The organism is Pseudidiomarina sp., from assembly GCF_048267825.1.
Taxonomy (GTDB): Bacteria; Pseudomonadota; Gammaproteobacteria; order Enterobacterales; family Alteromonadaceae; genus Pseudidiomarina.
On record NZ_JBLWWR010000001.1, the window covers coordinates 121,049 to 147,778 of the forward strand.

General features: G+C 47.8%; 24 protein-coding genes and 1 tRNA gene. 14 read left to right on the forward strand and 11 right to left on the reverse strand.

The genetic code is table 11. The features are described from left to right. The first annotated feature begins 51 nt into the window (after positions 1–51). From ACN0UN_RS00615 to ACN0UN_RS00635, 5 genes are all read left to right on the forward strand, one after another. Positions 52–1,017: a DUF4382 domain-containing protein gene (locus ACN0UN_RS00615; protein WP_417658254.1), complete on the forward strand. Its 966-nt coding sequence runs from the start codon at positions 52–54 to the stop codon at positions 1,015–1,017. A 115-nt stretch (positions 1,018–1,132) separates the two neighbouring features. Continuing rightward, positions 1,133–1,570, forward strand: coding sequence for a DUF192 domain-containing protein (locus ACN0UN_RS00620; RefSeq protein ID WP_417658255.1), 438 nt, complete (start codon positions 1,133–1,135; stop codon positions 1,568–1,570). 10 nt (positions 1,571–1,580) lie between these two features. Then, positions 1,581–3,254, forward strand: coding sequence for a M28 family metallopeptidase (locus ACN0UN_RS00625; protein WP_417658256.1), 1,674 nt, complete (start codon positions 1,581–1,583; stop codon positions 3,252–3,254). Between the two features lie 66 nt (positions 3,255–3,320). Beyond that, positions 3,321–3,839, forward strand: a complete 519-nt coding sequence (locus tag ACN0UN_RS00630; RefSeq protein ID WP_417658257.1) for a YgjV family protein — start codon at positions 3,321–3,323, stop codon at positions 3,837–3,839. 52 nt (positions 3,840–3,891) lie between these two features. Further along, positions 3,892–4,239 carry a hypothetical protein gene (locus tag ACN0UN_RS00635; protein WP_417658258.1) on the forward strand — a complete coding sequence of 116 codons (348 nt, stop codon included), beginning with the start codon at positions 3,892–3,894 and terminating at the stop codon, positions 4,237–4,239. On the opposite strand, the gene ACN0UN_RS00640 is transcribed toward ACN0UN_RS00635, so the two are convergent. The 3 genes from ACN0UN_RS00640 to ACN0UN_RS00650 are packed head-to-tail and all read right to left on the reverse strand — an operon-like array spanning position 4,236 to position 9,083. Then, positions 4,236–4,793, reverse strand: coding sequence for a DUF2937 family protein (locus ACN0UN_RS00640; RefSeq protein WP_417658259.1), 558 nt, complete (start codon positions 4,791–4,793; stop codon positions 4,236–4,238). The genes ACN0UN_RS00635 and ACN0UN_RS00640 overlap by 4 nt on opposite strands. A 33-nt stretch (positions 4,794–4,826) precedes the next feature. Next, positions 4,827–7,934, reverse strand: coding sequence for an efflux RND transporter permease subunit (locus ACN0UN_RS00645; protein WP_417658260.1), 3,108 nt, complete (start codon positions 7,932–7,934; stop codon positions 4,827–4,829). A gap of 3 nt (positions 7,935–7,937) precedes the next feature. Continuing rightward, a complete protein-coding gene (locus ACN0UN_RS00650) occupies positions 7,938–9,083 on the reverse strand; it encodes an efflux RND transporter periplasmic adaptor subunit (protein ID WP_417658261.1) in 1,146 nt (381 codons plus the stop codon). 137 nt (positions 9,084–9,220) lie between these two features. Here ACN0UN_RS00650 and ACN0UN_RS00655 point away from each other — a divergent pair, with 137 nt between their 5' ends. Then, positions 9,221–9,661, forward strand: a complete 441-nt coding sequence (locus ACN0UN_RS00655) for a hypothetical protein (RefSeq protein WP_417658262.1) — start codon at positions 9,221–9,223, stop codon at positions 9,659–9,661. A 10-nt stretch (positions 9,662–9,671) separates the two neighbouring features. Here ACN0UN_RS00655 and ACN0UN_RS00660 read toward each other — a convergent pair whose 3' ends face one another. Beyond that, positions 9,672–10,694 carry a zinc-binding alcohol dehydrogenase family protein gene (locus ACN0UN_RS00660; RefSeq protein ID WP_417658637.1) on the reverse strand — a complete coding sequence of 341 codons (1,023 nt, stop codon included), beginning with the start codon at positions 10,692–10,694 and terminating at the stop codon, positions 9,672–9,674. Positions 10,695–10,770: 76 nt separating this feature from the next. Here ACN0UN_RS00660 and ACN0UN_RS00665 point away from each other — a divergent pair, with 76 nt between their 5' ends. Then, complete coding sequence (locus tag ACN0UN_RS00665; RefSeq protein ID WP_417658263.1) at positions 10,771–12,147, forward strand: M28 family metallopeptidase; 1,377 nt, start codon at positions 10,771–10,773, stop codon at positions 12,145–12,147. 58 nt (positions 12,148–12,205) lie between these two features. Here ACN0UN_RS00665 and ACN0UN_RS00670 read toward each other — a convergent pair whose 3' ends face one another. The 3 genes from ACN0UN_RS00670 to ACN0UN_RS00680 are packed head-to-tail and all read right to left on the reverse strand — an operon-like array spanning position 12,206 to position 15,193. Further along, positions 12,206–13,207 carry an ArsA family ATPase gene (locus ACN0UN_RS00670; RefSeq protein WP_417658264.1) on the reverse strand — a complete coding sequence of 334 codons (1,002 nt, stop codon included), beginning with the start codon at positions 13,205–13,207 and terminating at the stop codon, positions 12,206–12,208. A gap of 14 nt (positions 13,208–13,221) precedes the next feature. Continuing rightward, the gene (locus ACN0UN_RS00675) at positions 13,222–13,494 is read right to left on the reverse strand and encodes a cory-CC-star protein (RefSeq protein ID WP_128351479.1); all 273 of its coding nucleotides are present in this window, start codon (positions 13,492–13,494) and stop codon (positions 13,222–13,224) included. Positions 13,495–13,507: 13 nt separating this feature from the next. Next, the gene (locus ACN0UN_RS00680; RefSeq protein ID WP_417658265.1) at positions 13,508–15,193 is read right to left on the reverse strand and encodes a carbon starvation protein A; all 1,686 of its coding nucleotides are present in this window, start codon (positions 15,191–15,193) and stop codon (positions 13,508–13,510) included. A gap of 126 nt (positions 15,194–15,319) precedes the next feature. Between ACN0UN_RS00680 and ACN0UN_RS00685 the strand changes: the two genes are divergently transcribed. The 4 genes from ACN0UN_RS00685 to ACN0UN_RS00700 all read left to right on the forward strand — a co-directional run bounded on the left by ACN0UN_RS00685 (position 15,320) and on the right by ACN0UN_RS00700 (position 20,360). Beyond that, the gene (locus tag ACN0UN_RS00685; RefSeq protein ID WP_417658266.1) at positions 15,320–17,146 is read left to right on the forward strand and encodes an ABC transporter ATP-binding protein; all 1,827 of its coding nucleotides are present in this window, start codon (positions 15,320–15,322) and stop codon (positions 17,144–17,146) included. 162 nt (positions 17,147–17,308) lie between these two features. Beyond that, positions 17,309–17,545 (forward strand): hypothetical protein, encoded by a 237-nt coding sequence (locus ACN0UN_RS00690; RefSeq protein WP_417658267.1) that lies wholly within the window; start codon positions 17,309–17,311, stop codon positions 17,543–17,545. A gap of 116 nt (positions 17,546–17,661) precedes the next feature. Then, positions 17,662–18,975: a DUF2868 domain-containing protein gene (locus tag ACN0UN_RS00695; protein ID WP_417658268.1), complete on the forward strand. Its 1,314-nt coding sequence runs from the start codon at positions 17,662–17,664 to the stop codon at positions 18,973–18,975. After that, on the forward strand, positions 18,963–20,360 hold the full coding sequence (locus ACN0UN_RS00700) for a GTPase/DUF3482 domain-containing protein (RefSeq protein WP_417658269.1): 1,398 nt from the start codon (positions 18,963–18,965) through the stop codon (positions 20,358–20,360). Before ACN0UN_RS00695 ends, ACN0UN_RS00700 begins: the two co-directional genes overlap by 13 nt. 89 nt (positions 20,361–20,449) lie before the next feature. Here the strand turns inward: ACN0UN_RS00700 and ACN0UN_RS00705 are convergent. From ACN0UN_RS00705 to ACN0UN_RS00715, 3 genes are all read right to left on the reverse strand, one after another. Continuing rightward, positions 20,450–20,526 (reverse strand) — tRNA-Pro (locus ACN0UN_RS00705). Between the two features lie 76 nt (positions 20,527–20,602). Continuing rightward, entirely contained in the window at positions 20,603–22,210 is a 1,608-nt protein-coding gene (locus ACN0UN_RS00710; RefSeq protein WP_417658270.1) for a DUF3413 domain-containing protein, read from the reverse strand. Between the two features lie 15 nt (positions 22,211–22,225). Further along, complete coding sequence (locus ACN0UN_RS00715) at positions 22,226–22,465, reverse strand: DUF1414 domain-containing protein (protein WP_417658271.1); 240 nt, start codon at positions 22,463–22,465, stop codon at positions 22,226–22,228. A 53-nt stretch (positions 22,466–22,518) separates the two neighbouring features. On the opposite strand from ACN0UN_RS00715, the gene yejK reads away from it, so the two are divergent. Continuing rightward, positions 22,519–23,562 (forward strand): nucleoid-associated protein YejK, encoded by a 1,044-nt coding sequence (yejK, locus tag ACN0UN_RS00720; RefSeq protein ID WP_417658272.1) that lies wholly within the window; start codon positions 22,519–22,521, stop codon positions 23,560–23,562. Between the two features lie 65 nt (positions 23,563–23,627). Here the strand turns inward: yejK and cspD are convergent, their stop codons facing one another. Further along, positions 23,628–23,843 (reverse strand): cold shock domain-containing protein CspD, encoded by a 216-nt coding sequence (gene cspD / locus ACN0UN_RS00725; protein ID WP_092854897.1) that lies wholly within the window; start codon positions 23,841–23,843, stop codon positions 23,628–23,630. Positions 23,844–24,099: 256 nt separating this feature from the next. On the opposite strand from cspD, the gene clpS reads away from it, so the two are divergent. Together clpS and clpA are read left to right on the forward strand one after the other, a co-directional pair. Beyond that, positions 24,100–24,414, forward strand: a complete 315-nt coding sequence (gene clpS, locus ACN0UN_RS00730) for an ATP-dependent Clp protease adapter ClpS (RefSeq protein WP_417658273.1) — start codon at positions 24,100–24,102, stop codon at positions 24,412–24,414. 40 nt (positions 24,415–24,454) lie between these two features. Continuing rightward, entirely contained in the window at positions 24,455–26,728 is a 2,274-nt protein-coding gene (gene clpA, locus ACN0UN_RS00735) for an ATP-dependent Clp protease ATP-binding subunit ClpA (protein WP_417658274.1), read from the forward strand. The last annotated feature ends 2 nt before the right edge of the window (positions 26,729–26,730 follow it).

Genomic DNA, 26,730 nt, shown 5'->3' on the forward strand with positions numbered 1-26,730 from the left:
CGTCGCGTTATGCTATACCTAATGCAACTTTCGTAATCAAAGAGGTGATTTATGTTAACAAATCGAAAACTTACGGCATTGGCTGCGGTGATTGCAGCATCAACTTTGGTTGCTGCATGTGGCTCAGATTCAGACGACTCAAATACAGCAATGTTTAGTTTGGCGATTAGTGATGCGCCTGTGGATGCCGCTGATGAAGTTTGGGCATGCTTTCACAGTGTCGAGCTAGTAGGGAATGCGCAAGGGCCGCAAACCTTTACCATTGGCGAAGATAACAACACCATTGAGGCGAACGATGCCTGTCTGGATGCTAACGGCGATGTGATTCCGAATACCCGCGGCATTAACTTATTTGAGTTCACTGGTTCTGATTCCGAAGACTTGCTTGCTGGCGTTGAAGTACCTGCTGGTAACTATGGTCAATTGCGCTTAGAAATGGCTGAAGGCTCATATGTACTGGTAGGTGATACGCGCATTCCATTGTCAGTACCTTCAAACGAATTGAAGTTCGATAGCTTTACGCTTGATGCGGGCAGCAATGTTGCTTACACCATTGAATTTGATTTGCGCCAGGCGTTGGTTAATCCAGTAGGGCAAGAAGGCTATTTTCTTAAGCCACGTGGTGTACGTTTAGTTGATAACATGGAAGTTGGGCATATTGAAGGCACTTTGGCTGAAGCGCTCCTGATTGATAACCAGTGCACAGTAGCACCGGCGGATACCAGCGAGTCAGTTGCGGCAGTGTACCTTTATTCAGGTGCCGACGTTGCGCTTGACACCATGGCGGACTTTGGCGGTAGCGAAGCAGCAGAACCTTATACTGCAACTGGGGTGACCTTTGATGGCGCAACCACTTATAACTTTGAAATCGGTTTCGTTGCTACTGGTGATTATACGGTAGCTTGGACCTGCGACACTTCAGATGATCCTGAAGTTGATGACACCATTAATTTTGTCAGTGCGCAAAATGTGACGGTAAACGCTGATGGTACGGTAACCATCGTAACTATTGAGTAAGTGATCGTCGCTCCCGTTAAGCCTCCTTAGTTGGAGGCTTTTTTTTGCCTTTTTTTCTGGCGCCATTCAGGCGATACTAAGTCTGCTAATAAGATAGTCATTACGTAGGTGACCTATGAAACCATTTTGGATAGGAATACTGCTGTTACCTTGGTTTGCTCACGCAGCGGCAACGACCGAGCTGTGTATCGAAGGGCATGATCATCGTATTCAGGTTGAAATTGCTGACACATTTGACAGTCGCGCGCGTGGTTTAATGGCGCGAGATGAGTTAGCGGCCCACGCCGGTATGTGGTTTCGTTACCAGGATGAACGCCCAGGCAGCGCTGGCTTCTGGATGTACAACACTCGGATTCCGTTAGATATCGCATATTTAAACAAAGATATGGAAATTGTCTCCATTATTACGATGGAGCCTTGCCCGAGTATTGATCCGAATTTGTGTCCAGCCTACCGTCCAGGCGTGCCGTATTACAGTGCGGTTGAGCTAAACAAAGGCTATTTTGAACGCTATAACATAAATCTAGGGCGTAAATTTAAACGCTGTGAATAAGGGGAATAACATGACAAAACACCTTTCGGTGTTGGCTGCAGCAGGATTTATACTTGCTGGGTGCAGCCCAGCAGAACAAACAAATCAGATAACCGAGCAGCCGCACGCAAATGTCGACCCGTATAGCTTTAATGAAAACTATACCGACTATTTACAAACTCTAAGTTCTGACGAATTTGAAGGGCGGGCGCCAGCTTCAGAAGGCGAGAAGAAAACCGTTGCATTTGTGGAAGGAAAATTTCGCGAGTGGGGGCTGAAACCCTACGATGCTGAAAATAATTCGTACCAGCAACCGGTACCTTTAGTACGCATGCTGCCAACGCAAGTGTCGGCAATGAACTTTAATACCGACGATTTAGAAGCCTTTGATTACCGTACAGAAATGATGGCCTGGAGCCCACGTGTTCAAGAAGAGATTGAACTTACGGATAGCGAAATGGTTTTCGTTGGCTACGGTATTGTGGCACCAGAGTTTGGCTGGAATGACTATGAAGGCCTCGATGTTGAAGGCAAAACGGTAGTGATGCTGGTAAACGATCCTGGCTATGACACGCAAGATCCTGAAGTATTTAATGGCAATGCCATGACCTATTACGGGCGTTGGACATACAAGTTTGAAGAGGCGGCCCGTCAAGGTGCAGCTGGCGCAATTGTGATTCATGAAACGGGTCCGGCAGGCTACGGTTGGGGCGTTATTGCTGGTGGTTCGCCGATGCGCTTCGATTTAGCGCGTGACAACAAAAACATGGACCGCGTTGCTATCGAAGGTTGGATTACCGAGGAAAGTGCTGACGCATTGTTTGCGCGCCTTGGCAGCAGCTACGATGAGATGCGTACCGCCGCGCAACAACCTGACTTCGCGCCAGTTCCGTTAGAAACGGGTATGTCGTTAAGTGTTACGACCAAATTTGATTACCTCGATTCACCGAATTTAATTGGTTATATCGAAGGTAAGTCACAACCGGAAGAACACGTTATTTACATGGCGCATTGGGATCACATGGGCGTTGACCCGGTAAACCCTGATGATGGCATTTTTAATGGCGCGCAAGATAACGCAAGCGGAACCGCTGGGGTTATGGCTTTAGCTGAATTTTTTGCAAGCCAGCCGCAACCTGAGCGTTCAGTGGTGTTTGTTTTGGTAACTGCCGAAGAACGTGGCTTATTGGGTTCGGATTGGTACGCGGACAACCCAATGTTGCCACTAAGTAAAGCTGTTGGTGGTATCAATACGGATGTGCTTAACGTATACGGCCCAATGAAAGACATGGTTGTAGTCGGGCATGGTAACTCTGAAATGGAAGAGTATCTGGCCAAATACGTTGAGCACCAGGACCGTTATATTGCACCTGAGCCAACACCAGAAGCCGGTTCATTTTATCGCTCAGATCATTTTAACCTGGCGAAACGTGGTGTGCCTATGCTGTATGCGAAAGGCGGCAACGACCACATTGAGTTTGGTGAAGAATATGGTAAGCAGAAGCGCGCCGAATATGTGCAAGTGGCTTATCACAAACCCGCTGATGAGTTCGATCCGGAGTGGGATTTGCGCGGTGTGCAGCAAGACTTATGGCTTTATTACTGGGTAGGGAACGAGTTAGCGAATAGCGACGACTGGCCAAATTGGTATTCGGGCAATGAGTTTCGCGGCATTCGTGACGCGAGTGCAGAAGACCGTAAGTAATTATTCGTGTAATTCTGGCGGTAATGGAGGCAACACGCTTTCATTACCGTTTTTTTATGGTGAACTGTGATATCTATAGCTGAATTTTTTGGATTACTTGCGTTAATCGCTAATTTTATCGCCTACCGGCAGACCACCGCGAATCGGTATCGCATGGTCAGTGCCTGCGCTTTAGGCGCTTTGTCTGTGCATTTCTTTATGCTGGGTGCGGTAGCAGGCGGCGTAGTGACGGCAATGGCGGTGGTGCGTAACGTGATTGCACTGCGTTGGCGTGGGCCCATTGTTTTGTGGGGCTTCGTTGCAATAAATATCATTTTTTTTGGTTGGGAGTTGAGCAATCAAGAACCGCTTATACCGCTGCTATTAGCTTATATATCTTCGATTATCTTTACCGTTGGCTCCATTGTATTAAATGATCCAACCCGCATTCGCCGCTGGTTCTTACTTGCAGAACTACTCGGCTTAGCTTACGCGATAGTTGTTGGGAGTGTTTCGGGAACTGTATTCAATATTGTCAATCTAACCAGCATCATTCTCAAATTGTTACAAGATCGACGCAGTGAACGCTTGTCTGAGCCTAAATGATCCCAATATAGTACTCATAGGCGTGGTCTTTTAACGAACAAAGTGGTTATCTATGTTGATCTACATTAAACAATGGCAGCAAAAAGTTAAGCCGCAACCTGGGGCGAATCCGCTCATGGTTATTCTCAGTTGGTTGCTGTTCGGTATGTTATTGCTTGTCGGTTTAGCGATGGGTTTAATACTGCTGTTGTTCGGCTGGATATTATTATTACCGCTGATGTGGCGTAAGCGCCGCCAAATGAAACAAATGTGGCAGTTCACCAAAGCGACCCGCGAAGCACAAAAACAAGCTCAGCAGCATTATCAGCAACAACGTGAACACCAACGTAATCGTCAAGACGACGGTGTTATTGAAGGTGAATACGAAGTTAAAGATGACGCCACACGTAAGCGCCGTTAACGGGAGTGTCGGTGGAGGTGGCGTTTCTCACGTCGCCGGGCCCAGCGTCGATAGGCAAGTTTACAACCGCCCCAGCAGCCATCAAAAGCCAATACAGCTACCAGTGCCGCAATAATCCCAGTAAACACCGCCTGACGTGTTAGCGGCACGTTAAAGCTATACATCCGCCAAGTGTTGTCGCGCATTTCTGGGTTTGCTGCCGTAGCAATAAACCAAATCTGCTTTAAATACCCCTGAGACAATTGTTGCTGCTCGTGACGGTAGAGGTCAACGCGTCGAATGAGTTCGCGAATAGGTGTGGCTTCTTCTTTGAATACGGGATTATCACTCTGCTCATGCATTTTTATCAAAGCATTCATGTCGCCGTTTAGGTAGGTATCAGCAATGCGCTGATATTCTTTGTAGTAGACCATAGCTTCAGTCAACTGCGCATCTAAGCGCTGTTGATATTGGGTAATGAAGTTGGGCAGTTGCACGCCAAGCAGCACAGCTGCGAGCGCCAACATAATCACAAAATAACGATGCAGCATAAAAAAGGTTGAGTGATGAAACACCACTCAACCTTAGCACGTTCCTATTGAAAGCCGCTAGTCTTCGTACGGCGGCTTCGGTGGGAAATTACGCCGCACAATATAAAACAGCAAAGGTACGAAGAAGATGGCCAGTATCGTACCGCCTAGCATACCACCGATGACGCCCGTACCTATCGCTTGACGACTCACAGCACCAGCACCGGTAGATAGCGCCAGTGGCAACACGCCAAAGGTGAACGCCAATGAGGTCATCAGGATAGGACGCAAGCGTAAGCGCACGGCCTCCAAGGTTGCTTGCAGCAACTCTTTACCTTGGGCTTGTAAATCTTTCGCAAATTCAACAATGAGAATCGCGTTACGGGCTGAAACCCCAACAGTAGTTAATAGCCCAACCTGAAAATACACGTCGTTTTCCAAGCCGCGCAGGGTAGCTGCAATAACCGCACCTAAAATACCGAGCGGTACTACCAGCATAACTGCGAACGGAATCGACCAGCTTTCATAAAGTGCTGCCAAGCACAAGAACACAATGAGTAGCGACAGAGCATATAGCAATGGCGCTTGATCGCCCGACGTGCGCTCTTCTAAGGAAATACCTGTCCATTCATACCCAATGCCAGTAGGTAACTGACCAATAAGCTGCTCCATTTTTAACATGGCATCACCCGATGAATAGCCTGGCGCTGCTTCGCCTTGAATATTCATAGCCGGAACACCGTTATAGCGTTCGAGCCGTTGTGGGCCAAAGTCCCACTCGGTGTCAGCGAATGATGCAAACGACACCATGTCACCGCTGGCATTGCGTACATACCATTTTCCGATGTCATCGGGGGTCATGCGGGCTTCTGGAACACCTTGCATGTAAACCTTTTTAACGCGGCCACGGTCCACAAAATCGTTCACGTAGGTGGTACCAAAGGCGTTCGACAAGGTTGCATTGATGTCGCTAATACTCAAGCCAAGTGCTTTTGCTTTTTCATAGTCCACATTAATACGCAGCTGCGAGGTGTCTTCTAAGCCATTCGGACGCACACCCGCCAGCATCGGCTCTTGAGCAGCCATGCCCAGCAACTGATTGCGTGCTTCTAATAAACTTTCATGACCAAGTCCACCACGGTCCTGCAGGTACAGGTTAAAACCACTGGCGGTGCCGAGCTCCGGAATGGATGGTAAATTAAATGCGAATATCATGGCTTCACGAATTTGACTAAAGTAGCCAAATGCACTGCCAATAATTGCATCAATTTGTAGCTCAGGTGAGGTGCGCTCATCCCAATCGGTTAAACGCACGAACGCTAACCCTGAGTTTTGACCTTGGCCGCTAAAGCTGAAACCCACAACGGAAAAGACTGAGCGAACGCCTTCGGCTTGATCAAGAAGGTAGTCCTCTATTTTCGTCATAGTTTCGCGCGATTGCTCTTGCGTGGCACCGGATGGCAATTGCATTTGCGTTAAAAATACGCCGCGGTCTTCATTCGGGATGAATGAGCTTGGCATACGCGTAAACAGGAAGCCCACAACAACCACAAGTGCCAAGTAAATCACCACAAAGCGTACGCTGCGTTTTATGATTGATTGCACTGAGTTGGTGTATTTGTTGGTTGCGCGTTCCAGTATGCGGTTAAACCAGCCTAATAGCCCTTTAGGTTCATGGTTATGATCGAGAGGCTTAAGAATGGTTGCACACAGCGACGGCGTAAAGATTATCGCGACCAACACCGATAACGACATGGCAGAGATGATGGTAATTGAGAACTGACGGTACACCGCACCGGTTGAGCCACCAAAGAATGCCATGGGCACGAATACAGCTGCCATAACCAGACCGATAGCAACCAAGGCACCGGTTATTTGTTGCATTGATTTAATGGTGGCTTGGCGTGGTGAGAGTTTCTCCTCGCTCATTAAGCGTTCAACGTTTTCCACGACAACAATGGCATCATCCACCAATAAGCCGATGGCGAGTACCAAACCAAACATGGTCAGGGTGTTGATTGAGAACCCAAGCACCGACATGATGCCAAAGGTACCGAGTAACACCACTGGAATCGCCAATGATGGAATAATCGTGGCGCGTAAATTCTGTAAGAAAATAAACATCAGGATAAATACCAAGATAACCGCTTCAAACAGAATCTTGACCACTTCCTGAATCGATATCTCTACAAAAGGCGTGGTGTCATAGGGAATCACCATCTCTACGCCTTCTGGGAAGAACTGTTGCAGCTCAGCCAACTTTGCTTTCACCGCTTCAGCGGTATCTAGTGCGTTCGCGCCAGTAGCTAAGTTTACCGCAAGGCCACTGGCTGGTTGTCGGTTGTAGCGCGCAACTGTGCCATAGCTTTGGCCGCCGAGTTCAACTTCCGCGACATCGGCAACGGTAACCTTTGAGCCGTCTGGGTTTACACGTAATAAGATATCGTTGAACTGCTGCACGGTTTCAAGGCGCGTTTGCGCAATAATTGACGCCGTTAAGCGTTGATTCTCAACCGCCGGGGTGCCACCAATTTGGCCAGCTGCCACTTGGTTGTTTTGTTCACGCAACGCCAGCACGACATCCGTCGTACTCATGTTGTATCGCACAAGCTTATCCGGATCTAACCAAATACGCATTGCATAAGGCGCGCCAAACAAGCGCACATTACCAACACCTTTGGTGCGGCTAATCGGGTCTTGCATATTGCTGGCAATGTAATCGCCCAAGTCAATTTGGTCGATGTCCGGGTTATCAGATATTAATGCGGCAACCAGCAAAAACGAGTTGTTTGACTTGGCGACAACTAAGCCTTGGTCTTGCACGGCTTGTGGTAACAAGGGCAGGGCAAGTTGCAGTTTGTTTTGCACCTGAACCTGCGCAATATCTGCGTCGGTGCCAGCTTCAAAGGTCAGGGTGATGCTGGCATTACCTGCAGAATCACTGGTTGAAGAGAAATACTTCAGGTTATCAATACCATTCATATTCTGTTCAATAACCTGTGTAACACTTTCTTCCAAGGTGGCCGCAGTGGCACCTGGGTAACTGGCGTTAATTTGCACAGAAGGTGGCGCGATTTCAGGATATTGCTCTATAGGGAGCTGCGTTACCGCAAGCCCACCTGCAAGCATGATCACAATCGCGATTACCCAAGCAAATATTGGGCGATCAATAAAAAACTTTGCCATGATTTACTTCACTTCTTCAGTTTTGACAGGCATACCGGGCTGAATTTTTTGCAGGCCCTCTACAATAACTTGGTCACCAACACGTAAACCGTCCGTAACAACCCAATCACTGCCGACGGTGCGCTCGACGGTTAAGTATCGTTGCTCCACTTCGCCTTTTTCGTTAACGATAAAAGCAATGGCGCGGCCGCGTGGGTCACGGGTTACACCCGTTTGCGGTGCCAAAATAGCATTCTGTAAAGCACCGGTTCCAACTTCTGCACGCACATACATGCCCGGCAGAATAGCGTGATTCGCATTTTCTAAACGTGCACGTAGCGTAATCGCGCTGGTTTGCGGATCAACGGTTACTTCGTTGAACAGGAGTTCGCCGGTCGTACTATAGTTACCGTCTTCACCAACGCGAACTGTAACTTCAGCGCGGTTGTCGTCATCAGTAACGATGCGCCCATCAGTTATTGCTGCCTGCAACTTAAGGTAATCGCTGGTGCTTTGTGCAATGTCGACATAAATAGGATCAAGTTGGGTGATGGTGGTTAAAGCTTGTGCCTGACCAACACTGAGCAACGCCCCTTCGGTAAGCTGTGAACGCCCGATACGCCCAGATATCGGCGCTTTAACGCGGGTATATTCAAGATTAAGTTGGGCGCGTGACAGGTTTGCTTCCGCAACTTTTAACTGCGCCTCAGCTTGTAAGTAGGCCGCTTCGGCCTCATCAAAATCTTGTTGGCTAATGGCTTTATCAGTCAAAAGGCCTTTGCTGCGTTCAAAACGCGACTTGCTCGCTTTAACGGCAGCTTTGGCACGGGCAATTTCAGCCTCAGCACTGGCCAGCTCAGCTTCGTACATTGCGGCATCAATTTGGTACAGCTGCTGACCAGCAGTAACCATTGAGCCTTCTTCAAACAGGCGCTCTTTCATGATGCCGTTTACTTGCGGGCGAACTTCGGCCACACGGAACGCACTTGCGCGACCCGGAAGAGTAGTGGTTAAATCAACACTACGGCTGGCAATGGTTACGACGCCCACGGTCATTTGTTGTTGCTGGGCGGCGCCAGAATCGGCCTGCTCAGCATCGCCACAACTAGCAAGTAATATAGAACTTGCTAAAACAGATACGAACAACGGCTTACGAAAACGTTGTTGCATGGAAATACCTCGTGCTTTGTTAATGATTTTTGATGGCGATAATTATACATACATTCATGTATGTTTGTAAGTGAGTAACGACGATATTTTCGATACGTGCAATCAATAAAAATGGTGCAGATAATGGATCTAAGTTTATGACAATCTCGACTAAACGCCAGTTACTCATAGGTTTTTCGGCCTTGGTAGTCGTTAGCATCGCGATAATTATTGCGGTGCAATGGGGGGCTGCCAATTCAACAAAGAATCGTAACCATTTGTATCAGGAGCTTCTGGAACGCTCTGGCCAGCTGAATCGTGATTTACCTAAATTGCTTGATCGGCAAACCCGATTCGAGCGGGCTGAGGTGAGCAATTACGGAATGCGCTTTATTTACAGCTTGGTTGGTGTCGATCGTTATCAACATGACATAGAGAGCATTCGTGAACAGCTTGAAACCCCCATGCGAAGTGCGTTTTGCAGCAGCGATTCATTGCGCTACTACCGCGAAAATGCAGATTTTTTGGAGATTCGTTATTTAGATCGTAATGAAGCGAAGTTATTTGAACTTCGCTTCACCACTGACGACTGCAAATAACCCAACGTTGTTAATCGTAGGGCAGGTTATAACCGTCTAATACTATTTTGCCGATAGTGCTATGGGATTCGAGTTGACGATGAGCGCGTAGTAGGTTCTCCGCATTGAGCTCGCCAAAATGCGAGGTCATGGTGGTTACCAACTTACCGGCATCAGTTAGCTCGGCCACTTCATGTAAAATTTGCCCTTGGCGGTGCATGTCAGGCGTTTCGAACAACGACCGTGTGAACATAAACTCCCAGTGCAACGCCAAACTCTTTTGCTTCATGAGTTTGATATCAAGCGGCTGTTCCGGGTCATCAATCAACGCAAAGTGACCTTGCGGCGCAAGCAACTCAACCAGTGCGGCAAAATGCTGATCGGTATGGGTCAGGCTTGCTACGTGCGTCACCTGTTCAATACCGTGCTGACGAAGTTGATCAGTGAGGGGCTGCGTATGATCAATGACAATGTCAGCGCCCATGTCGGTCGCCCATTGCTGCGATTCGGCACGTGAAGCTGTCGCAATTGCGGTGATATTAGTGCACAGCTTAGCCAATTGCAGCATTGCAGAACCAACGCCACCGGCCGCGCCCGTTATCAGCAGTGTCGCCGAGCTATCGCGGTTTAAACGAAAGCGGTCAAAGAGTAATTCCCATGCCGTTAAGAAAGTTAGTGGCATGGCCGCGGCTTCGGCGAAGTTTAGGGTTTGCGGCTTTTTACTGACAATACGCGCATCAACAACTTGATACTGTGCATTGCTACCTTGTCGCGTCAACGCGCCTGCATACCAAACATCATCGCCTTCTTTAAAGTCGAAAACATTTTCACCAACACTTAAGATCGTTCCGCTTGCATCCCAGCCTAAAATTGCAAGCTGTTCCGCGCTTGGCTCGCGTCGCGAACGTATTTTGGTATCAACGGGGTTCACCCCAATACCATAGACTGCGACTAAAATATCATTGGGCCCGATTTCCGGGTCTGGAACTACGGCGTCAACTAACGCATTTTTTGCGTCAATTGTCCCACAGTGCTCGTAACCTACAGCTTTCATGGTTGCTTCCTCATGAATGAGTGACGTATAAAGGTATAGTACGTTATTCAGGCTTGACCAACTAGAGGAAGTATTCATGAAGTTCACTCCATGGGCGTTATTGCCTTCGGCAGCAGCAGCCTTGTTTATTGGCTCTGCGCACGCTGATGTTGATTATGTTGATCAACAGGCTTTACATGACATTCAAGCGGCCGTTTCGGCAGAGCGCATTGAACACGATATTAAGAAACTTGTCAGTTTCGGTACCCGCCATACATTGTCTGAAACTGAATCAGATACCCGCGGGATTGGTGCCGCGCGGCGCTGGATTAAGGCGGAATTTGATCGAATTTCAGCCGAATGCGGAGGCTGCTTAGAGGTGTATTATCAGTCGCGTGTCATTTCTGGCGAACCGCGTATTCCTGATCCTGTTGAAGTGGTTAGCGTTATTGCTGTACAGAAGGGCACAGTAGACCCCGGACGCTACGTCATCATGTCGGGTGATATCGACTCGCGCGTTACCGACATTATGAACTATACCTCAGATGCTCCGGGCGCCAACGACAATGCCTCAGGCGTTGCTGGCACGTTGGAAGCGGCTCGCGTTTTAAGTAAATATGATTTTGCCGGTAGCATCGTTTACGCCGCTCTGGCTGGTGAAGAACAAGGCTTATTCGGCGGCAAGATCATGGCCGAGCAGGCGCAAAAAGACGGCTGGCGTATAAAAGCGGTCTTAAACAATGACATGATTGGCAATATTGAAGGGATTAATGGCGTTATTAATAACACCACCGCGCGTATTTTTGCCGAAGGCACCCGTCAGGACGAAACTCCTGAAGATGTTCGTCGTCGACGTTTCATGGGTGGCGAAGTTGATTCGCCTAGTCGTAATGTCGCCCGTTATATTGATTGGATGGCTGATCGTTACATTCCAAATTTGGACACCATGGTGATTTATCGCCTTGATCGCTTTGCACGTGGCGGACATCATCGTCCATTCAATGACTTGGGCTATCCAGGTGTGCGGATCATGGAAACCAATGAGAACTACAATCGTCAGCACCAGGATATACGGGTTGAAGATGGTATTGCTTATGGCGACACCATCGACGGGGTAAATTTTGATTATGCAGCAAAGCTGACCGCGCTAAACGCCGTATCATTAGCCGGAATGGCATGGGCACCAAGCCCACCAGCGCAAGTTAAAATTGCTGGTGCTGTTAGCCCGAATACAACCTTAAGTTGGGCTGCACCGAGTGCGGCAGAAAAAGACTTAATTAAAGGATATCGTGTCTATTGGCGCCATACCGATGCACCGAACTGGGAATTTAGCCGTTATGCGGGTGATGTAACCGAGTTCACTTTAGAGAATGTGGTTATTGATAACTATTTCTTCGGCGTCGCAAGTGTAAGCCAGGATGGCTTTGAAAGCCCAGTTGTCTATCCAGGGGCTGCAGGAGCATTCGGCGAGTAATCGTTGTCGCTATCTGTAACCAGAAACAAGCGCGCTGACGTATAGTTAGCGCGCTTTTTTATTTGTCAGGTAATTCAGCCGCTATCTTTTGCAAGGCATCAAGGCCGTGCAAATCGGTTGGGAATAACGGCAAATAAACGCGCGGCAAGTCGGCAAATTGCTGTTCGATTTCGGCGCGGTAAATACCTTCTTGCTGGCGCCGCTGTGCAAAAAACGCACTGTCGACTTCCGCCGGTAAATTCCGATTAATCACTAACCCGGCAATTGGCAATTTTTCTGCTTTTAATGCAGTCACAGCTCGCCCAGTTTCAAGAATGGGTAACTTTTCTGGGGTCAGTACGAAAACCAGTGCAGTTTTTTCGGTGTCGGTGAGCACATGACGCGTGCGATGAAACAGGCGCTGACGCTGAAGTAAGGTCTCGGTAATTTCTGCTGTGCGATCGTCCATGTTAGCGGTTTCGTGTTTGGCAGGGTCTGCCATTGGATTCGCAATATCTTTGCCTGCTTTGGGCGACAGGTGATCGAGCACTCCTTCGAGTTGTTTCGCTTTTTGGCTTTGCCGCAATAGCCCCTGTGTCCACGCCGCCATCGCTTCGGGCAGCGCTAATAAACGCAGGGTATGCCCCGTTGGTGCAGTATCAAAAATAACGATGTCGTAGGTTGCAGGCGCTTCATCAATCAGGCGCGCAATGCGTTCTAATAATGCGGCTTCTTGCGCGCCGGGAGACTGCTGGGTGAGGCGCATTTGGCGTTCAATTTCAGGAAACATATCCGGCTTGCTGAAACGTTTCATAGTGCGCATTACACGGGCGATATGGGCCTCGACCTCCCGGTCGGGGTCAATTTCCAATGCGTCGACGCCCGCAGCGACACGGGTTACGGTGTCGCCAATTTTTTGGTCGAAGGCATCAGCTAAGCTATGGGCCGGGTCGGTCGACACAAGCAGTACGCGTCTGCCGCAGTCTGCTTGCTGCAAAGCAATAGCCGACGAAATTGTGGTTTTACCAACACCGCCTTTACCGCCAACGAACACAATATTCTTGCTCTGTAAATTAAACATGAACGGTACTTCTTTTAGCAGCAGCGAAAGCCATCAAGCGGGGAGTGTTCCATACCCATGCGTAAATGCCAGTCGTGAAAGCGCTCAAGTAGCAAAGGTTGCAACTCAAGCGTGTAATAAGAAGCGGGATTCGGTACGCCCATAAGTTCGGAGAAAACCAATAACATGAACAGGTCATCCTCATCCCGCTTAGCGCGTGCAATGGCTGAACGATAGGGCGCGTTATACACGTTGGTCGCGTAGTCATTTGCCTTTTTTAACCACTCAGTAATTGCACGTATCTTCATATCAAACGTTACCTTATTGCTCTTCAACAGCGTTAGCTTTGTTCTCACGACGTAAACGCGTGAGTGTGCTAGCAGCCTCTAATGCAATCCAGATTGCCGCAATCAGCACAATTAAATCAAGGCTAAACAAGAACCAATCAGATTTCTGGTAGAAGCCCATAAGTTGAATCAACAACGCGTAAATCGTCATTACCAATAAAAACAGGAGTGGTAATAACGTCACGTACATTGGGCGACCCAACTTCACCAGCATGGTGGTTATAACCAGTAAGGTCAATCCAGCTAATAGTTGATTGGTGGTGCCGAACAACGGCCAGATCAACAGGCCACCTGAACCATCTGCGCCACCAGCACCGAAGGCTAACAGTAAGCACGACGCAACAGCGAGAAGAGTGGCCGGTGCCGCCTTTTCCATCCAGCGAATGTTATAGATATTCCCCCATTCCTGGAAAATATAGCGCTGTAAACGCAGGCCGGTGTCCATGGTCGTTCCAGCAAACAAAACAGCCATTACCGTCAGTAATGTTTGTGCTATGTCGACATCGAGACCAATACCGTTTTGCAAAATGTTTGCACCGCCTTGCACAAACGCGGCAACACCGCCTTGTCCAAAACTGTGATAAACCGCCTGCCAATCGGCAAGGGTTGCGAAACCTGCCGTTGCGGCAATGATGGTGGCTAATGACAGGGAACCTTCGCCGATAGCACCAAAATAGCCAACAAATCGTGCATCAGTTTCTTTATCAAGTTGTTTAGATGTGGTGCCTGAGGCTACGAGTCCATGGAAACCTGAAATAGCGCCGCACGCAATTGTCACAAATAACAAGGGTACTAAACTCGGTGTGCCTTCCGGTGTGTTGGTATTAAACGCTGGCGCAACCAGCTCAGGCCCGCTCAATAGCACCGCGCCGTACACCAAAATCAAACCGATAAATAACTGCAAACCATTAATGTAGTCGCGCGGCTGTAACAGCATCCATACCGGAAGTAACGATGCAATTGCAGCATAAATGAACAAAACCAAAATCCACTGCGCATTATCAGAAATACCAAAAACTGTTTCCGGCAGTGAAATTGGCATTGCAGGGCCCGCATAAATCAGGGCATACAAGGCAATAACACCGATAATTGAAACCGTGCCCAGGTTCATCCATTTGCGGAAAATAAACTGACCGATAATTAAGGCAACAAAAATAGCGCCCCAAACCGGCACAACAGAACTTGGGAAGTTAATGAGCAAGCCAGAGATTGCGGTTGCGAATACTGCGTTTACCATCAGCAACACAAGGAAAATGACAATCATGAATAAGCTTTGTGAGCGTTTGCCGACTACGTCACCAGTTAATGCACCGATAGAGCGTGCTTTATTGCGGTTCGATGCCCAAATAGCGCCTGCATCATGCACCCCAGCAAAGAAGATTGTACCGAAAATCACCCATAAAAAGGCTGGCACCCAACCCCAAATAACGGCAATAGCGGGGCCGATAATTGGCGCGGCGCCTGCTACAGAGGTGAAGTGATGGCCCCATAGAACGTATTTATTAGTCGGAACAAAATCTACACCGTCTTCAAACTCGTGTGCAGGCGTTCGAAAGTTCGGGTCAAGTTTGTATATTTTTTCGGCAACATATTTTGAATAAAACACATAACCTAAAAACATCGCACCTAAACCGAGTAACATCAGCATAATTGCATTCATGGCTTTACCCTTTTTAGTTTATTATTGGTACAACAATAACTGCATAATGGTACTTCAATGTCAGTTAATACCGACATACGACCAAAGTCTAGCTTCTTACGTTTAACCTGCAATTAAGGATATTCCATGTTTCGTTGGTTTGAACAACGTTTAGAGTCTTTCCCAGAGGGCACGCCGCAGCAACCACCTAAAACATTGGTGGCCTTTTGCCTGCATTATAGCCGTGGGGCGTGGCCCTATATTCTGTCGGCCGGCGCGCTGATGATGCTTATTGCGGTCACGGAAGTGTGGCTGTTTAGTTTTATCGGCAGCATCGTTGACTGGCTCTCTGAACAGAACCGTGAAACCTTTGTACAGGAACAATTTTGGAGTTTAACCGGCATGGCTGTGGTGGTGTTGGTTGGTTTGCCAACGCTGGTTATCTTGCACTCACTTATTACGTATCAGTCGCTGCTGGGCAATTACCCGATGCGCATTCGCTGGTTGGTGCATAAATATCTGCTGAATCAATCGGTCACTTTCTATCAAGATGAATTTGCTGGTCGTATAGCAACCAAAGTCATGCAAACAGCGCTTGCCGTGCGCGAGTGCGTTATCAAACTGTTTGATGTTTTGAACTACGTGACCGTGTATTTCATTGGCACTGTGGTTATTGTCGGCGCAGCTGACTGGCGCTTAGCGATACCATTATTAGTTTGGTTGGCAATATACATTGTGTTATTGCGTTATTTTGTGCCGCGTTTGGGGAAGGTGGCGGCGGATCAAGCCGATGCGCGCTCTATCATGACTGGGCGAATTGTCGATAGCTATACCAATATTCAAACGGTGAAATTGTTTTCTCACGCCCAACGCGAATTAACCTTCGCTAAAGAAGGGATGGGCGAATTTCTAGGCACCGTGCATCGTCAAATGCGCTTGGTGACGAAGCTTTATACCTGCTTGTATTTGCTGAATTCAGCGCTGCTGTTTGGCGTTGGTTTTCTGGCTATTTACTTGTGGGTGGAAAGCTTGATTACTGTGGGTGCAATTGCTGTGGCGCTTAGCTTAGTGTTACGCCTGTGGGGGATGAGCCAATGGATTATGTGGGAAATTTCTTCTTTGTTTGAAAATATTGGTACGGTGCAAGACGGCATTAAGACCGTGTCAGTGCCGCAAGATATTCAAGACAAGCCAGACGCAAAGCCGCTGGTTGTTCGTGAAGGTCATATTGCGTTTGAACACGTCAACTTTTATTACAGCGCAGATAAACCCGTATTGCGTGACCTTGATTTGCATATTCGTGCCGGTGAAAAAATCGGCCTGGTAGGGCGCTCGGGTGCCGGTAAATCAACGTTGGTCAACCTACTGTTACGTTTTTATGAAGTGAATGACGGCCGGATTACTATTGATGGCCAAGACATTGCCAGCGTTACGCAAGAAAGTCTGCGCCAGCATATTGGTATGGTAACGCAAGACACATCACTACTGCACCGTTCTGTACGCGGTAACATAGCGTACGGCCGCCCTGACGCGACAGAAGCGATGATTGCACACGCGGCGCATAAAGCCGAGGCCGATTTATTTATTGCCGATTTGGAAGACTCGCAAGGCCGTCACGGCCTTGATGCACATGTTGGCGAGCGCGGTGTTAAGCTTTCGGGTGGGCAGCGTCAACGTATTGCGATTGCCCGTGTTATGCTCAAAGATGCCCCGATTTTAATCCTCGATGAAGCAACCTCTGCGCTTGACTCGGAAGTCGAAGCAGCAATTCAGGAAAACCTTTATCGGCTCATGGAAGGTAAAACTGTTATCGCCATTGCCCACCGGTTATCAACAATTGCAGCAATGGACCGGCTGGTGGTCATGGACGAGGGGCGCATTGTAGAGCAGGGTACCCATGAAGAATTGCTGGCAGCCGGTGGCTTGTATGCGTCACTTTGGGCGCGGCAATCCGGAGGGTTTCTGACTGAATAGCCCGAAACCCGAGGTGGCAAGGGCTTGTTGGCGATTATTTACACGGAATTTACGGTAAATTTACGGTGCAAACTGCGAGAATTAATTAGACTCAATGCTACGTTTTGTCCGTTGTATAGCCTCGAGGCTCGAGTGAGCCCAGTAAAATAGGTGGAAATAGCCATGCGCAGATTATTGTTGCTTCTTATTTTTGCCGGTGTTGCGTTCCAATATTATAACCGCGACCAGCAGATAGACATCACGCCAGAGGTGAACCTTTCAGACTGGGCGGTGAAGCTCACGCAAATGTCACCCTCCAAGAAGAAGGGTACCAAGAAACTCGTGTGTCCTGATGATCACTATGTCAGCGTTAACCATGACTTGTCTGAAGCAAGTTGCCGTCAGCGCACGCAACTTTGATCGCTTGGTTCGCAAAGAGACTTAATCAGCCGTTGTATTACTGCTGCTTCTCAGGTTAAATAAACACAATATAATAATTAATAAAACCACACATTAGCTAAGTAGACAGCGGTTCAATGCTTAAATTATTCTCTCGATTTCGTTCAGTTTGGATGGCGGAGCTTGTCCGTCGTCATGAATTGCAAAATGGCTTTCAACGCGCCGACGCAATAGAACAGCAAGCTCGGCAGCTTCCAACTATGGAACAGCGGGTTTTCAAACGGGCTGAGCTCTTGGCAGCACGACTTGGGCTCGTCCATCAACTCAGACTTTGGGATCATTTCCGCCGCCTTATCGCTATTGTACTGTCGTTACTGGCTGTGCTTGGTGCTGTTGCTTTGGTGCGTGGTACCCTAACCGTCGCCGAACCCATCTCATTAAGTTACGCCCTAATGATGTTATTGGGCTTGCACGTGATTTTGTTCTTCCTATGGTGTGTTTCTTTGTTGATTAAAGATAGCTTTGGCTGGGTCGGGCGCATTTCATTGTGGGGTTTAGAACACATTGGTCAGCGCGATTACAACCAACAGTTCAACAACACCTTGCTGACTATTGCAAACCAATATCGATTAACCAAACCGGCAGGCGCAGCGCTAACGCACGGCTACTGGACCTTATTCATGTTAATGGTTTGGTTCGTGTTGTTTTTCCACCTTAGCACCAGTGCGTATGTGTTTACGTGGGCTACAACAATTTGGCCAGCGGACACCTTGCAAACTTGGGTGAGTGTAATCGGCTTTCTACCGTCGATGTTTGGCATTGATGCCCCCTCAGTACAGGCATTGTGGGATAGTCCCGAAGCCTCCGCGCAACTATCGGCAGGGCGTTGGCTACTCAGCTGTGTGATTATTTATGGCGTCGTTTGGCGAGCGATTTTCTTAGTGGGGGCAATTATCCTGCTATTAGCCCGTGTGCGACGTATGAAAATTGATCTGACGTTGCCCGGTTACGCACCTATTATACGAAAACTAACCATTTCAGCGGCAACCGAACTGGTGGACGCCGATAGTGATGTTTCCGGTATGTACAATGTACAGCAGCGCACGCCAGAACCGGGCCATGGTGAGCTGGTTATTAGTCTTGATCATGAAGCGGACCAACACTGGTTGCGTAAACACCAGGCGGAACCGTGGTTTGGTGGTGTGATTGCACGCACGGAAGAAAAGCAACAATTACTCGAGCGGCTTTCGGAGCATCCGGTTGCGAAGTTAACAGTTCGCGTGAATGGCCAATTGACCCCCGATCGCGCCGCATTGCGATTTATCGCCTTGCTGCGCCAGTATTGTACGGATGTTGATGCACAATTGGTTACTACGGAACGCGCCGATGAACAGCGCATTAAACATTGGCAAGATGGCCTAACAGAGGAGGGCGTTGTATGGAATCAATAAACGCACTCATGCTTGCCGTTGTTGGGCATACCAATACGGGTAAAACATCGTTAATGCGCACCTTGCTGCATGACAGTCAGTTTGGTGAGGTTGATTCGCGCCCCAGCACAACCCGTGAAGTAACCAGTATTGACGTTGAGGCTGATGGGCAAACCTTGATTCGTTTATTTGACACGCCAGGATTGGAAGCCGGCTCTGATTTGTACGAACACTTGGTACAAAGTGAGTCAAACTTCCGTCACGATGGCCCGGCTCAGGTTCGCCACTTTTTGAATACAATGGCTGCTGGGCATGAATTTGAGCAAGAGTCTAAAGTATTACGTCAGTTATTAAAATGCCATGCAGCACTGTATGTCATTGATGTGCGCGATCCGGTTTTACCGAAGTATCAAGATGAGCTAAGCGTGCTTGCACGTTGTGGTAAACCTATTTTACCGATTCTAAATTTCACCGCGCAAAAGCCTAATCATGTTAACCAATGGAAGCTGGCGCTGACGAAGGTGAATTTGCACGCTTATATTGAATTTGATGCGGTGAGCCCGCCCGACGGTGGCGAATCGATTTTATTCAACCGTCTAAGCGCCATTGTACCGGGCTTTCACCAACAACTTGAGCAGCTCGCGGATTATCGCCAGCTGCAACGCGAAAGACGATTAGATACAGGCTTAACGCAAATAGCTGAACTGTTGGTTGATGTTGCAGCTTTTCATGAACAGGTAAAGCCAAAAACCGACGATGCGCAACTGAAACCGATTATTGAATCGATGCAAAATCTGGTGAAACGGCGTGAACGCAATTGCGTAACGGAAATGCTGGCGCTTTATGCATTTCGGCTGGAACACGTACGGTTGCAACAACTGCGGCTGAACGAGGGGCAGTGGAAAGATGACCTATTTGAAATTGATACACTAAAAGAATTCGGCATTAAAGCAGGTGTTGGCTTAGGCAGTGGCGCCGCAATAGGTGCCGGCCTGGACTTAATGGTTGGTGGGGCAAGCTTAGGTGCCGGAACAGCTATAGGTGCGGCTATTGGTGGTGCCTGGCAGGGGTGGACGCACTATGGCAAAAAACTCGTCGGACATTTTAAAGGTGAACGCGAACTGATTGTTGACGATGAAATTCTTAAATTGCTTACCTTGCGGCAAATGAACTTATTGCAACAACTGGCAACCCGCGGCCACGGTTCGCAAGCGCTGTTAATGGTTACTCAGTCGTCGAAGCTGCGAGAGCAATTTTTAAGAGCGTTATCGACACGCTTAAAATTGGCACGCCGCAATCCGCAGTGGTCAAGTTTAAACCAGCGTAGCTTCGTGCGTGACGCACAGCGGCAGGCTTGTGTACGCGACGTAACCGAGTTATGCCGAGGCTTCTGGAGCCAAAGTTAAAATGGTTTATGGTTAGCGGAATAGTTGTTGGCATATGCGGCAAATAAAAAGGGCTCGATACTTAGTATCGAGCCCTTTTTTGTATGAATTGGTCGGCGTGAGAGGATTTGAACCTCCGACCCCTGACACCCCATGACAGTGCGCTACCAAGCTGCGCCACACGCCGACCGAGCCCGCTATATTACTGATTAATGCGAAATAGGCAAGCCCGCGCCGCACTGACTGTTGCTTTATTGTGCAACTTACTCGTTGTCCTTATCTCGACTAAAGCGCTTGAGCTTGCGAATTCCGTCAACCAAAACTGGGGTGGCCGGTGATACCCCTGGAAGTAACTTCAATTCGACGTTATCAAAGGTACGGATACTTGCGTCGGCTTTAATAATTGACGTCATTTGCTCGTCATAAACCACCAAGTCATGGCCAAAACTGGTCATAACTGGCATACGACGCTGTTCATCGGTCAGGTTGATACCGATTGAATAGGCATCGGCGTTATCGACGCAATTCATATAACCGCTCAACACGGTTGGCATGAGGTCGGTGAGTAATACTAATGGTTGCGCGTGTAAGGCCAAATTGTCGGTGTGAAGTAAGGTAACCTTCATAGCATCAGTGGCGAAGCTTTCTTTTTGTGCTGTCGCGTCAGGCTGTAGTCCAACAACAATAACCTGGCTATTTTGTTGCAATTGGCGACGAATAACGCGCGTAACATCCTCGCTTAACGTGTCGTCAACCGCTAAGCCGATAAAGGCAGCGGGCTCAGGCAAGTTAAATGCATTGAACTCAGCGATAGGTGCGGGCAATAGCTGAGTTTCTGAATAATTTTGAAGGGTAAACTCAACCCGATAATCACGTAATGTAGAGAAGTAAACGGGTTGCTTATTTGCTTCATGAATAGGCTGTTGATACAAATCGGGCAGCGCATAAATCAATTCAAACAAGGCACTTTGACTATTCGGGTGCCCGATTACCGTAGATGTATATTCGCGCAGCGCAGGAAACTCTGCCTGCAATGCCCGTAGCGTATCGGTATCCAACTTGTTTAAAGCAACCAGAAGCGTGTTCGGTGCTTCTGACACGCGTGCACACTGTAATGCACGTGTTGGATACATCAGGTCAATGGAGGTGCCGGTGCGAATTAGACTTTCAGTGGCTTCAAGCCGCTGCTCAACCAGCAAACCATGCTTACTCATTAAGGTTTTAGCCGTGGTTGGGTAGCTTAATGGAAACATGTCGTCTTGTTTGGTGATAGGGGTATAGAACACCGCATCAGCCCAAACGTGAATGCTATGGCTCGCTAGAAAGCACAACACAAATACTGCGCTGAAGGCATTGCCCCAGTGTTTCTCCTGCAACCGGTCAAGACGCTTCCAGGCGATATTGGCTAAACCTAATTCAAAGATCAGCAACACCACAAATATTAGAAGCATACCAATGAGGATTAGGAAACTTGCTCCGGCGAATGCTGTTTCGGCGTCGGTGGCGAGTTGCGAAAGCGAGTAGGTGTTTAAATGGTACCCGTATTGACGATAAAACAGTGCATCTGCAACCAGCGCGATTAGCCCAAATGAAGCGACCAGTGTTGCAATACCGCGAAGTATGCGCGAAAAAGGCACCATCAGGCAGAATGGGAAAATCAGAATAATGAAAACAATAAAGGGTAGAAACGCGAAGTGGCCAATCCAGTTCAGTATTAAGTAAATAACACCTAATGCGCTACCGGGAGCTTCGGTTGCTTCAATGTATAAAGTGCCGATGGCCAGTACAAGCAAGATATTAAAAAACGTAAACCAGTGTCCCCAACTGATTAAACGGGCAATTTTATCGCGGCGTTGCTTACGTTGTTTCATGCGTTGTGTGAACCTTTATGCTTGTTTTTCCATCGATTGTAGCAGCACTTTACCAAATTGTTCAGCAACCTTGTAAGCATCTTCCGGCTGATAGTTCGCGCTAATGATATTGGTCACGGCATTTCCGAGGGTCATTAAGGCTAAATCTTTTGGCGTATTGTGTTGACTCAATACATCCATAACTTCGTCAAGTAGCTGCTGCTGGGTTTTCGCATCGTATTTAGAAACAATCGGCATGGTTTTAATTCTCAACATGTTAAACTAGCCGCCATAGTACCACAGGGATTGACAGAGGACACCGAGATAACATGCAAGCTGATGTGAAACATAGCATTATTCATCAATTTTACACCAATGATGGGCAGATAGGACTGCGCGTGGCGCCTGCGACGCTAGCGATTAATGATGAGGTTGGGTTACTACTTAGTGAGTTAACCGACGTTTATAACGCGAAGCCGAGTAAAGGGTATGCGCGTTTTATTGACCCGCAAAATGACGATGCAGAAAGCCATCAAATCAGTGAGTTTCCCAACTGTTTGCAAGCATGGCGTTCGGGCAGCGAAGAGTTTGTCGCATTCTCGCAACAAGCCGCGAAAATATTGCATCAGCAATTGCAACACTACGGTATTTTGGAAGATGGATTTTTGGTTATTGCGAGCTATACAGAGCTTGGCCAAGACTATCTCGTGGTTGCGTTTTTGCCGAGTAAAGATGGCGTTTCTATTGCACCTGACTTATCGGTCGATCGCTCTTCTCAGCTGGACATCAGCAAAGTACAACTGGCTGCAACAATTAATTTGACTGAGTGGAAAGAAGACCCAGATTCGGCCACGTACATTTCATTTATTAAGGGGCGCGTGGGGCGTAAAGTTTCTGACTTCTTTCTCGATTTTCTTGGCTGCGCCGAAGGCCTGAATGCCAAGAAACAATCGCAGCAGTTGGTGGATAGCCTTCATCAGTACGTAAAAGAGGCTGAAATGCCCACTGAGCAAGCAACGGCATTACGTAAATCAGTGTATGACATCTGTGACAACTCATGGCAAAACAATGAACCGGTGCGCGTTAAAGACTTATCTGAGCAATTGCATGAGGCGGTACCTGCCGAGCGCAGCTTTGCTGATTTTAGTGCGGCACAAGCACAACCGTTACCCGACGAAATTCGTACCGATAGAACCACATTACGTAAATTGGTGAAGTTTCAAGGCCAGGGTGGTGGGCTTAGTTTGGGGTTTGACCAGGAATTATTGGGCGGTCGCGTTGAGTATGATCCGCACACAGACAAACTCACGGTGCATGGCACGCCGCCTAACTTACGTGAACAATTGCGTCGTTATTTTGGCATTGACAGCTGATCAACAAAAAACGCCGACTGTACCCTAAAGTATAATCGGCGTTTTTATTTGGTGCGGAGGGTGGTTTATTTACTACCTTGCACCGGAATAATGTTGGTTGCATGAAGACCTTTTGGGCCTTCTTCGAGTTGAAACTCAACATCTTGTCCAGCTTTCAGTGTGCGATAGCCTTCCATATCAATGGTTGAGTAATGTGCAAAAATATCACCTTCGCGATCTTCTGCCTCGATAAAGCCAAAACCCTTCGAGTTATTGAACCATTTCACTTTACCGGTTGCCATACTTCTACATCCTTTATTCTGCATTTAAAATTTAGTTATTGTTAGAATGGTTGCTAACGAAAACGACGGTGTTTGTGCACTTGAAATGTCGCCTTGTTAACACCATGTTTTACTCTAGGTGAGTTCTGGTGAGAGTCAAGGCGTTTTTTGTTTGTTTTGTGACCAAATTGCGGTTTTTTTGAGGGCTTTTTCACAGAACTCACAAATTTTTAAGCCAAATATTTAAATAACTACTATATATAAGTAAAGGGTCATCATGAGCATGACAGATCGTCACCAGCAAGGCAGTGAACGTGTTGCTGAAAAGCAAAAGTTACAGCCGCCGCCAATGTACAAGGTGATTTTAAACAACGATGACTACACACCAATGGACTTTGTCATTGAAGTGTTGATTAAATTTTTTCGGATGGATCAAGAGCGTGCAACGGATACGATGCTAATGATTCATTACAAAGGGCGCGCAATTTGTGGCGTCTACTCTGCTGAAGTTGCAGAAACTAAAGTTGTGCAGGTGAACCAGTATGCAAGGGAACATGACCATCCATTGTTATGTTCTATGGAGAAAGCCTAATGCTTTGCAGCTGTAAACTGGGCCATTTAAGAGGTAGCTCATGTTAAATAAAGCGCTAGAAATAACACTGAACGATGCGTTCCGTCTGGCTCGTGATCACCGTCATGAGTTAATGACTGTTGAGCATCTCCTATTAGCTTTACTGGATAACCCTGAGGCTGCAAAAGCGCTGCGCGCGTGTGGGCTTGAATTTACGCAATTAAAACAAGAGCTGCTGAGCTACGTTGAGCGCAGCACACCGAGTTTTGATGATGAAAGCGCTGATACCGATACACAGCCAACCTTAGGTTTTCAACGGGTGTTGCAGCGCGCGGTGTTTCACGTGCAATCGTCCGGTAACAGTGAAGTGACTGGTGCCAATGTGTTGGTTGCCATTTTCGGCGAACAAGAATCACATGCGGTATATTTGTTAAATAAGCATGACATTACTCGGTTAGATGTGGTGCATTATCTTTCACATGGCTTGACCAAAATTGATGACGAATCGTCCCAATCAGATAGCAGCGATGCAGAGACTATAGAGTCCCAAACCGAAGAGCAGCAAAGCTTCTTAAAACGCTTTTGTACCAATTTAAATGCACGTGCACGAGAAGGGCGAATTGACCCTTTAATTGGCCGTGACAATGAATTAGAACGCTGCATTCAAATATTGTGCCGGCGGCGGAAAAATAATCCATTATTAGTTGGTGAAGCCGGTGTGGGTAAAACAGCTATCGCCGAAGGCTTAGCTTATCGTATCGTGCATAAAGAAGTGCCCGAAGTTATGGAGAATGCCATTATTTACTCTTTAGACATGGGTGGGTTATTGGCTGGCACGAAATACCGTGGTGATTTTGAGAAACGGTTTAAGCAATTGCTGAAGGAATTGTCCGAGCAACCTGAGGGCATTTTGTTTATTGATGAAATTCACACCATTATTGGCGCTGGTGCGGCTAGCGGCGGTGTATTGGATGCATCGAACCTTCTCAAACCGTTGCTCAGCAGTGGCGATTTGAAATGCATCGGCTCCACCACGTACACCGAGTTTAAAAATATTTTCGAGAAAGATAGAGCGCTGGTTCGGCGCTTTCAAAAAGTTGATGTGGCTGAGCCATCAGTTGATGACACCACACGAATTTTGCAAGGCCTGAAAGACCGCTACGAAGCACACCACGGCATTCGCTACACGCAACCGGCTATTCGGGCTGCCGCTGAACTGTCTGCGCGTTACATTAACGAACGCCATTTGCCCGATAAAGCCATTGATGTATTGGACGAGGCGGGCGCAAGTCAGCGGTTGCTGCCACCGTCAAAGCGTAAGAAAACCATTGGTGTTCAGGACATTGAAACAATCATCGCCAAGATTGCGCGGATTCCTGAGCAGTCGGTGTCGCGTAGTGATCAGCAAATACTTAAGAACTTAGACCGTAATTTGAAATTGGTCGTGTTTGGTCAAGATCAGGCAATCGATCAACTGACCGCTGCAATTCGTTTGTCGCGTTCGGGGTTAAGCCAGGAGCATAAGCCAATTGGTTCGTTTTTATTTGCAGGCCCAACCGGTGTCGGTAAAACCGAGATCACACAACAGTTGGCTAAAGTACTCGGTATTGAGTTTCAACGCTTCGATATGTCCGAATACATGGAACGGCATGCGGTGAGTCGCCTTATTGGTGCCCCTCCAGGGTATGTCGGATTTGAGCAAGGCGGTTTACTCACTGAAGCTATTATTAAACACCCACATTGTGTGTTGCTACTGGATGAAATCGAGAAAGCGCATAGCGATATCTATAACATTCTGTTGCAGGTCATGGATCACGGCACGTTAACGGATAACAATGGGCGTAAAGCCGATTTCCGTAATGTGATTTTAGTGATGACAACCAATGCGGGCGTGCAGGAAACTGTGCGGCAGTCGATTGGCTTTCAGCAACAAGACCATGCGCCTGACGCAATGGTGGAGATTAATCGAACCTTCTCACCAGAGTTTCGAAATCGTTTAGACAGCATTGTTTGGTTTAATCACTTGAATCAAAGCGTGATAGAGCAGGTGGTTGATAAGTTTATCTGTGAACTGCAAGCGCAACTGGATAAAAAGCATGTGTCACTGGAGCTTGAGCCAGCAGCAATTAGTTGGTTGGCGGCGAAAGGCTATGACAAAACCATGGGCGCACGGCCAATGGCCCGCGTTATTCAAGAACACCTGAAAAAACCACTGGCCAATGAGATATTATTTGGCAAGTTAGCTCAAGGTGGTTCAGTAAACGTAAGCGTTGTAAACGATGAATTGGCGCTTGAAGTGGAAGAGCGAGAAGTGCGCGGTTCAACAACGGGTTGAAC

What these genes read in the sequence shown, in the direction of transcription:
- ACN0UN_RS00680 (WP_417658265.1), bottom strand. Translation starts at nt 15,193, where the DNA reads ATGAATGCAATTATGCTGATGTTACTCGGTTTAGGTGCGATGTTTTTA.
- ACN0UN_RS00690 (WP_417658267.1), top strand. Translation starts at nt 17,309, where the DNA reads ATGCGCAGATTATTGTTGCTTCTTATTTTTGCCGGTGTTGCGTTCCAA.
- ACN0UN_RS00660 (WP_417658637.1), bottom strand. Translation starts at nt 10,694, where the DNA reads ATGAAAGCTGTAGGTTACGAGCACTGTGGGACAATTGACGCAAAAAAT.
- ACN0UN_RS00695 (WP_417658268.1), top strand. Translation starts at nt 17,662, where the DNA reads ATGCTTAAATTATTCTCTCGATTTCGTTCAGTTTGGATGGCGGAGCTT.
- ACN0UN_RS00710 (WP_417658270.1), bottom strand. Translation starts at nt 22,210, where the DNA reads ATGAAACAACGTAAGCAACGCCGCGATAAAATTGCCCGTTTAATCAGT.
- yejK (WP_417658272.1), top strand. Translation starts at nt 22,519, where the DNA reads ATGCAAGCTGATGTGAAACATAGCATTATTCATCAATTTTACACCAAT.
- ACN0UN_RS00655 (WP_417658262.1), top strand. Translation starts at nt 9,221, where the DNA reads ATGACAATCTCGACTAAACGCCAGTTACTCATAGGTTTTTCGGCCTTG.
- ACN0UN_RS00615 (WP_417658254.1), top strand. Translation starts at nt 52, where the DNA reads ATGTTAACAAATCGAAAACTTACGGCATTGGCTGCGGTGATTGCAGCA.
- ACN0UN_RS00645 (WP_417658260.1), bottom strand. Translation starts at nt 7,934, where the DNA reads ATGGCAAAGTTTTTTATTGATCGCCCAATATTTGCTTGGGTAATCGCG.
- ACN0UN_RS00715 (WP_417658271.1), bottom strand. Translation starts at nt 22,465, where the DNA reads ATGTTGAGAATTAAAACCATGCCGATTGTTTCTAAATACGATGCGAAA.
- ACN0UN_RS00625 (WP_417658256.1), top strand. Translation starts at nt 1,581, where the DNA reads ATGACAAAACACCTTTCGGTGTTGGCTGCAGCAGGATTTATACTTGCT.
- ACN0UN_RS00700 (WP_417658269.1), top strand. Translation starts at nt 18,963, where the DNA reads ATGGAATCAATAAACGCACTCATGCTTGCCGTTGTTGGGCATACCAAT.
- ACN0UN_RS00650 (WP_417658261.1), bottom strand. Translation starts at nt 9,083, where the DNA reads ATGCAACAACGTTTTCGTAAGCCGTTGTTCGTATCTGTTTTAGCAAGT.
- clpA (WP_417658274.1), top strand. Translation starts at nt 24,455, where the DNA reads ATGTTAAATAAAGCGCTAGAAATAACACTGAACGATGCGTTCCGTCTG.
- ACN0UN_RS00670 (WP_417658264.1), bottom strand. Translation starts at nt 13,207, where the DNA reads ATGTTTAATTTACAGAGCAAGAATATTGTGTTCGTTGGCGGTAAAGGC.
- ACN0UN_RS00665 (WP_417658263.1), top strand. Translation starts at nt 10,771, where the DNA reads ATGAAGTTCACTCCATGGGCGTTATTGCCTTCGGCAGCAGCAGCCTTG.
- cspD (WP_092854897.1), bottom strand. Translation starts at nt 23,843, where the DNA reads ATGGCAACCGGTAAAGTGAAATGGTTCAATAACTCGAAGGGTTTTGGC.
- ACN0UN_RS00685 (WP_417658266.1), top strand. Translation starts at nt 15,320, where the DNA reads ATGTTTCGTTGGTTTGAACAACGTTTAGAGTCTTTCCCAGAGGGCACG.
- ACN0UN_RS00620 (WP_417658255.1), top strand. Translation starts at nt 1,133, where the DNA reads ATGAAACCATTTTGGATAGGAATACTGCTGTTACCTTGGTTTGCTCAC.
- clpS (WP_417658273.1), top strand. Translation starts at nt 24,100, where the DNA reads ATGAGCATGACAGATCGTCACCAGCAAGGCAGTGAACGTGTTGCTGAA.
- ACN0UN_RS00635 (WP_417658258.1), top strand. Translation starts at nt 3,892, where the DNA reads ATGTTGATCTACATTAAACAATGGCAGCAAAAAGTTAAGCCGCAACCT.
- ACN0UN_RS00675 (WP_128351479.1), bottom strand. Translation starts at nt 13,494, where the DNA reads ATGAAGATACGTGCAATTACTGAGTGGTTAAAAAAGGCAAATGACTAC.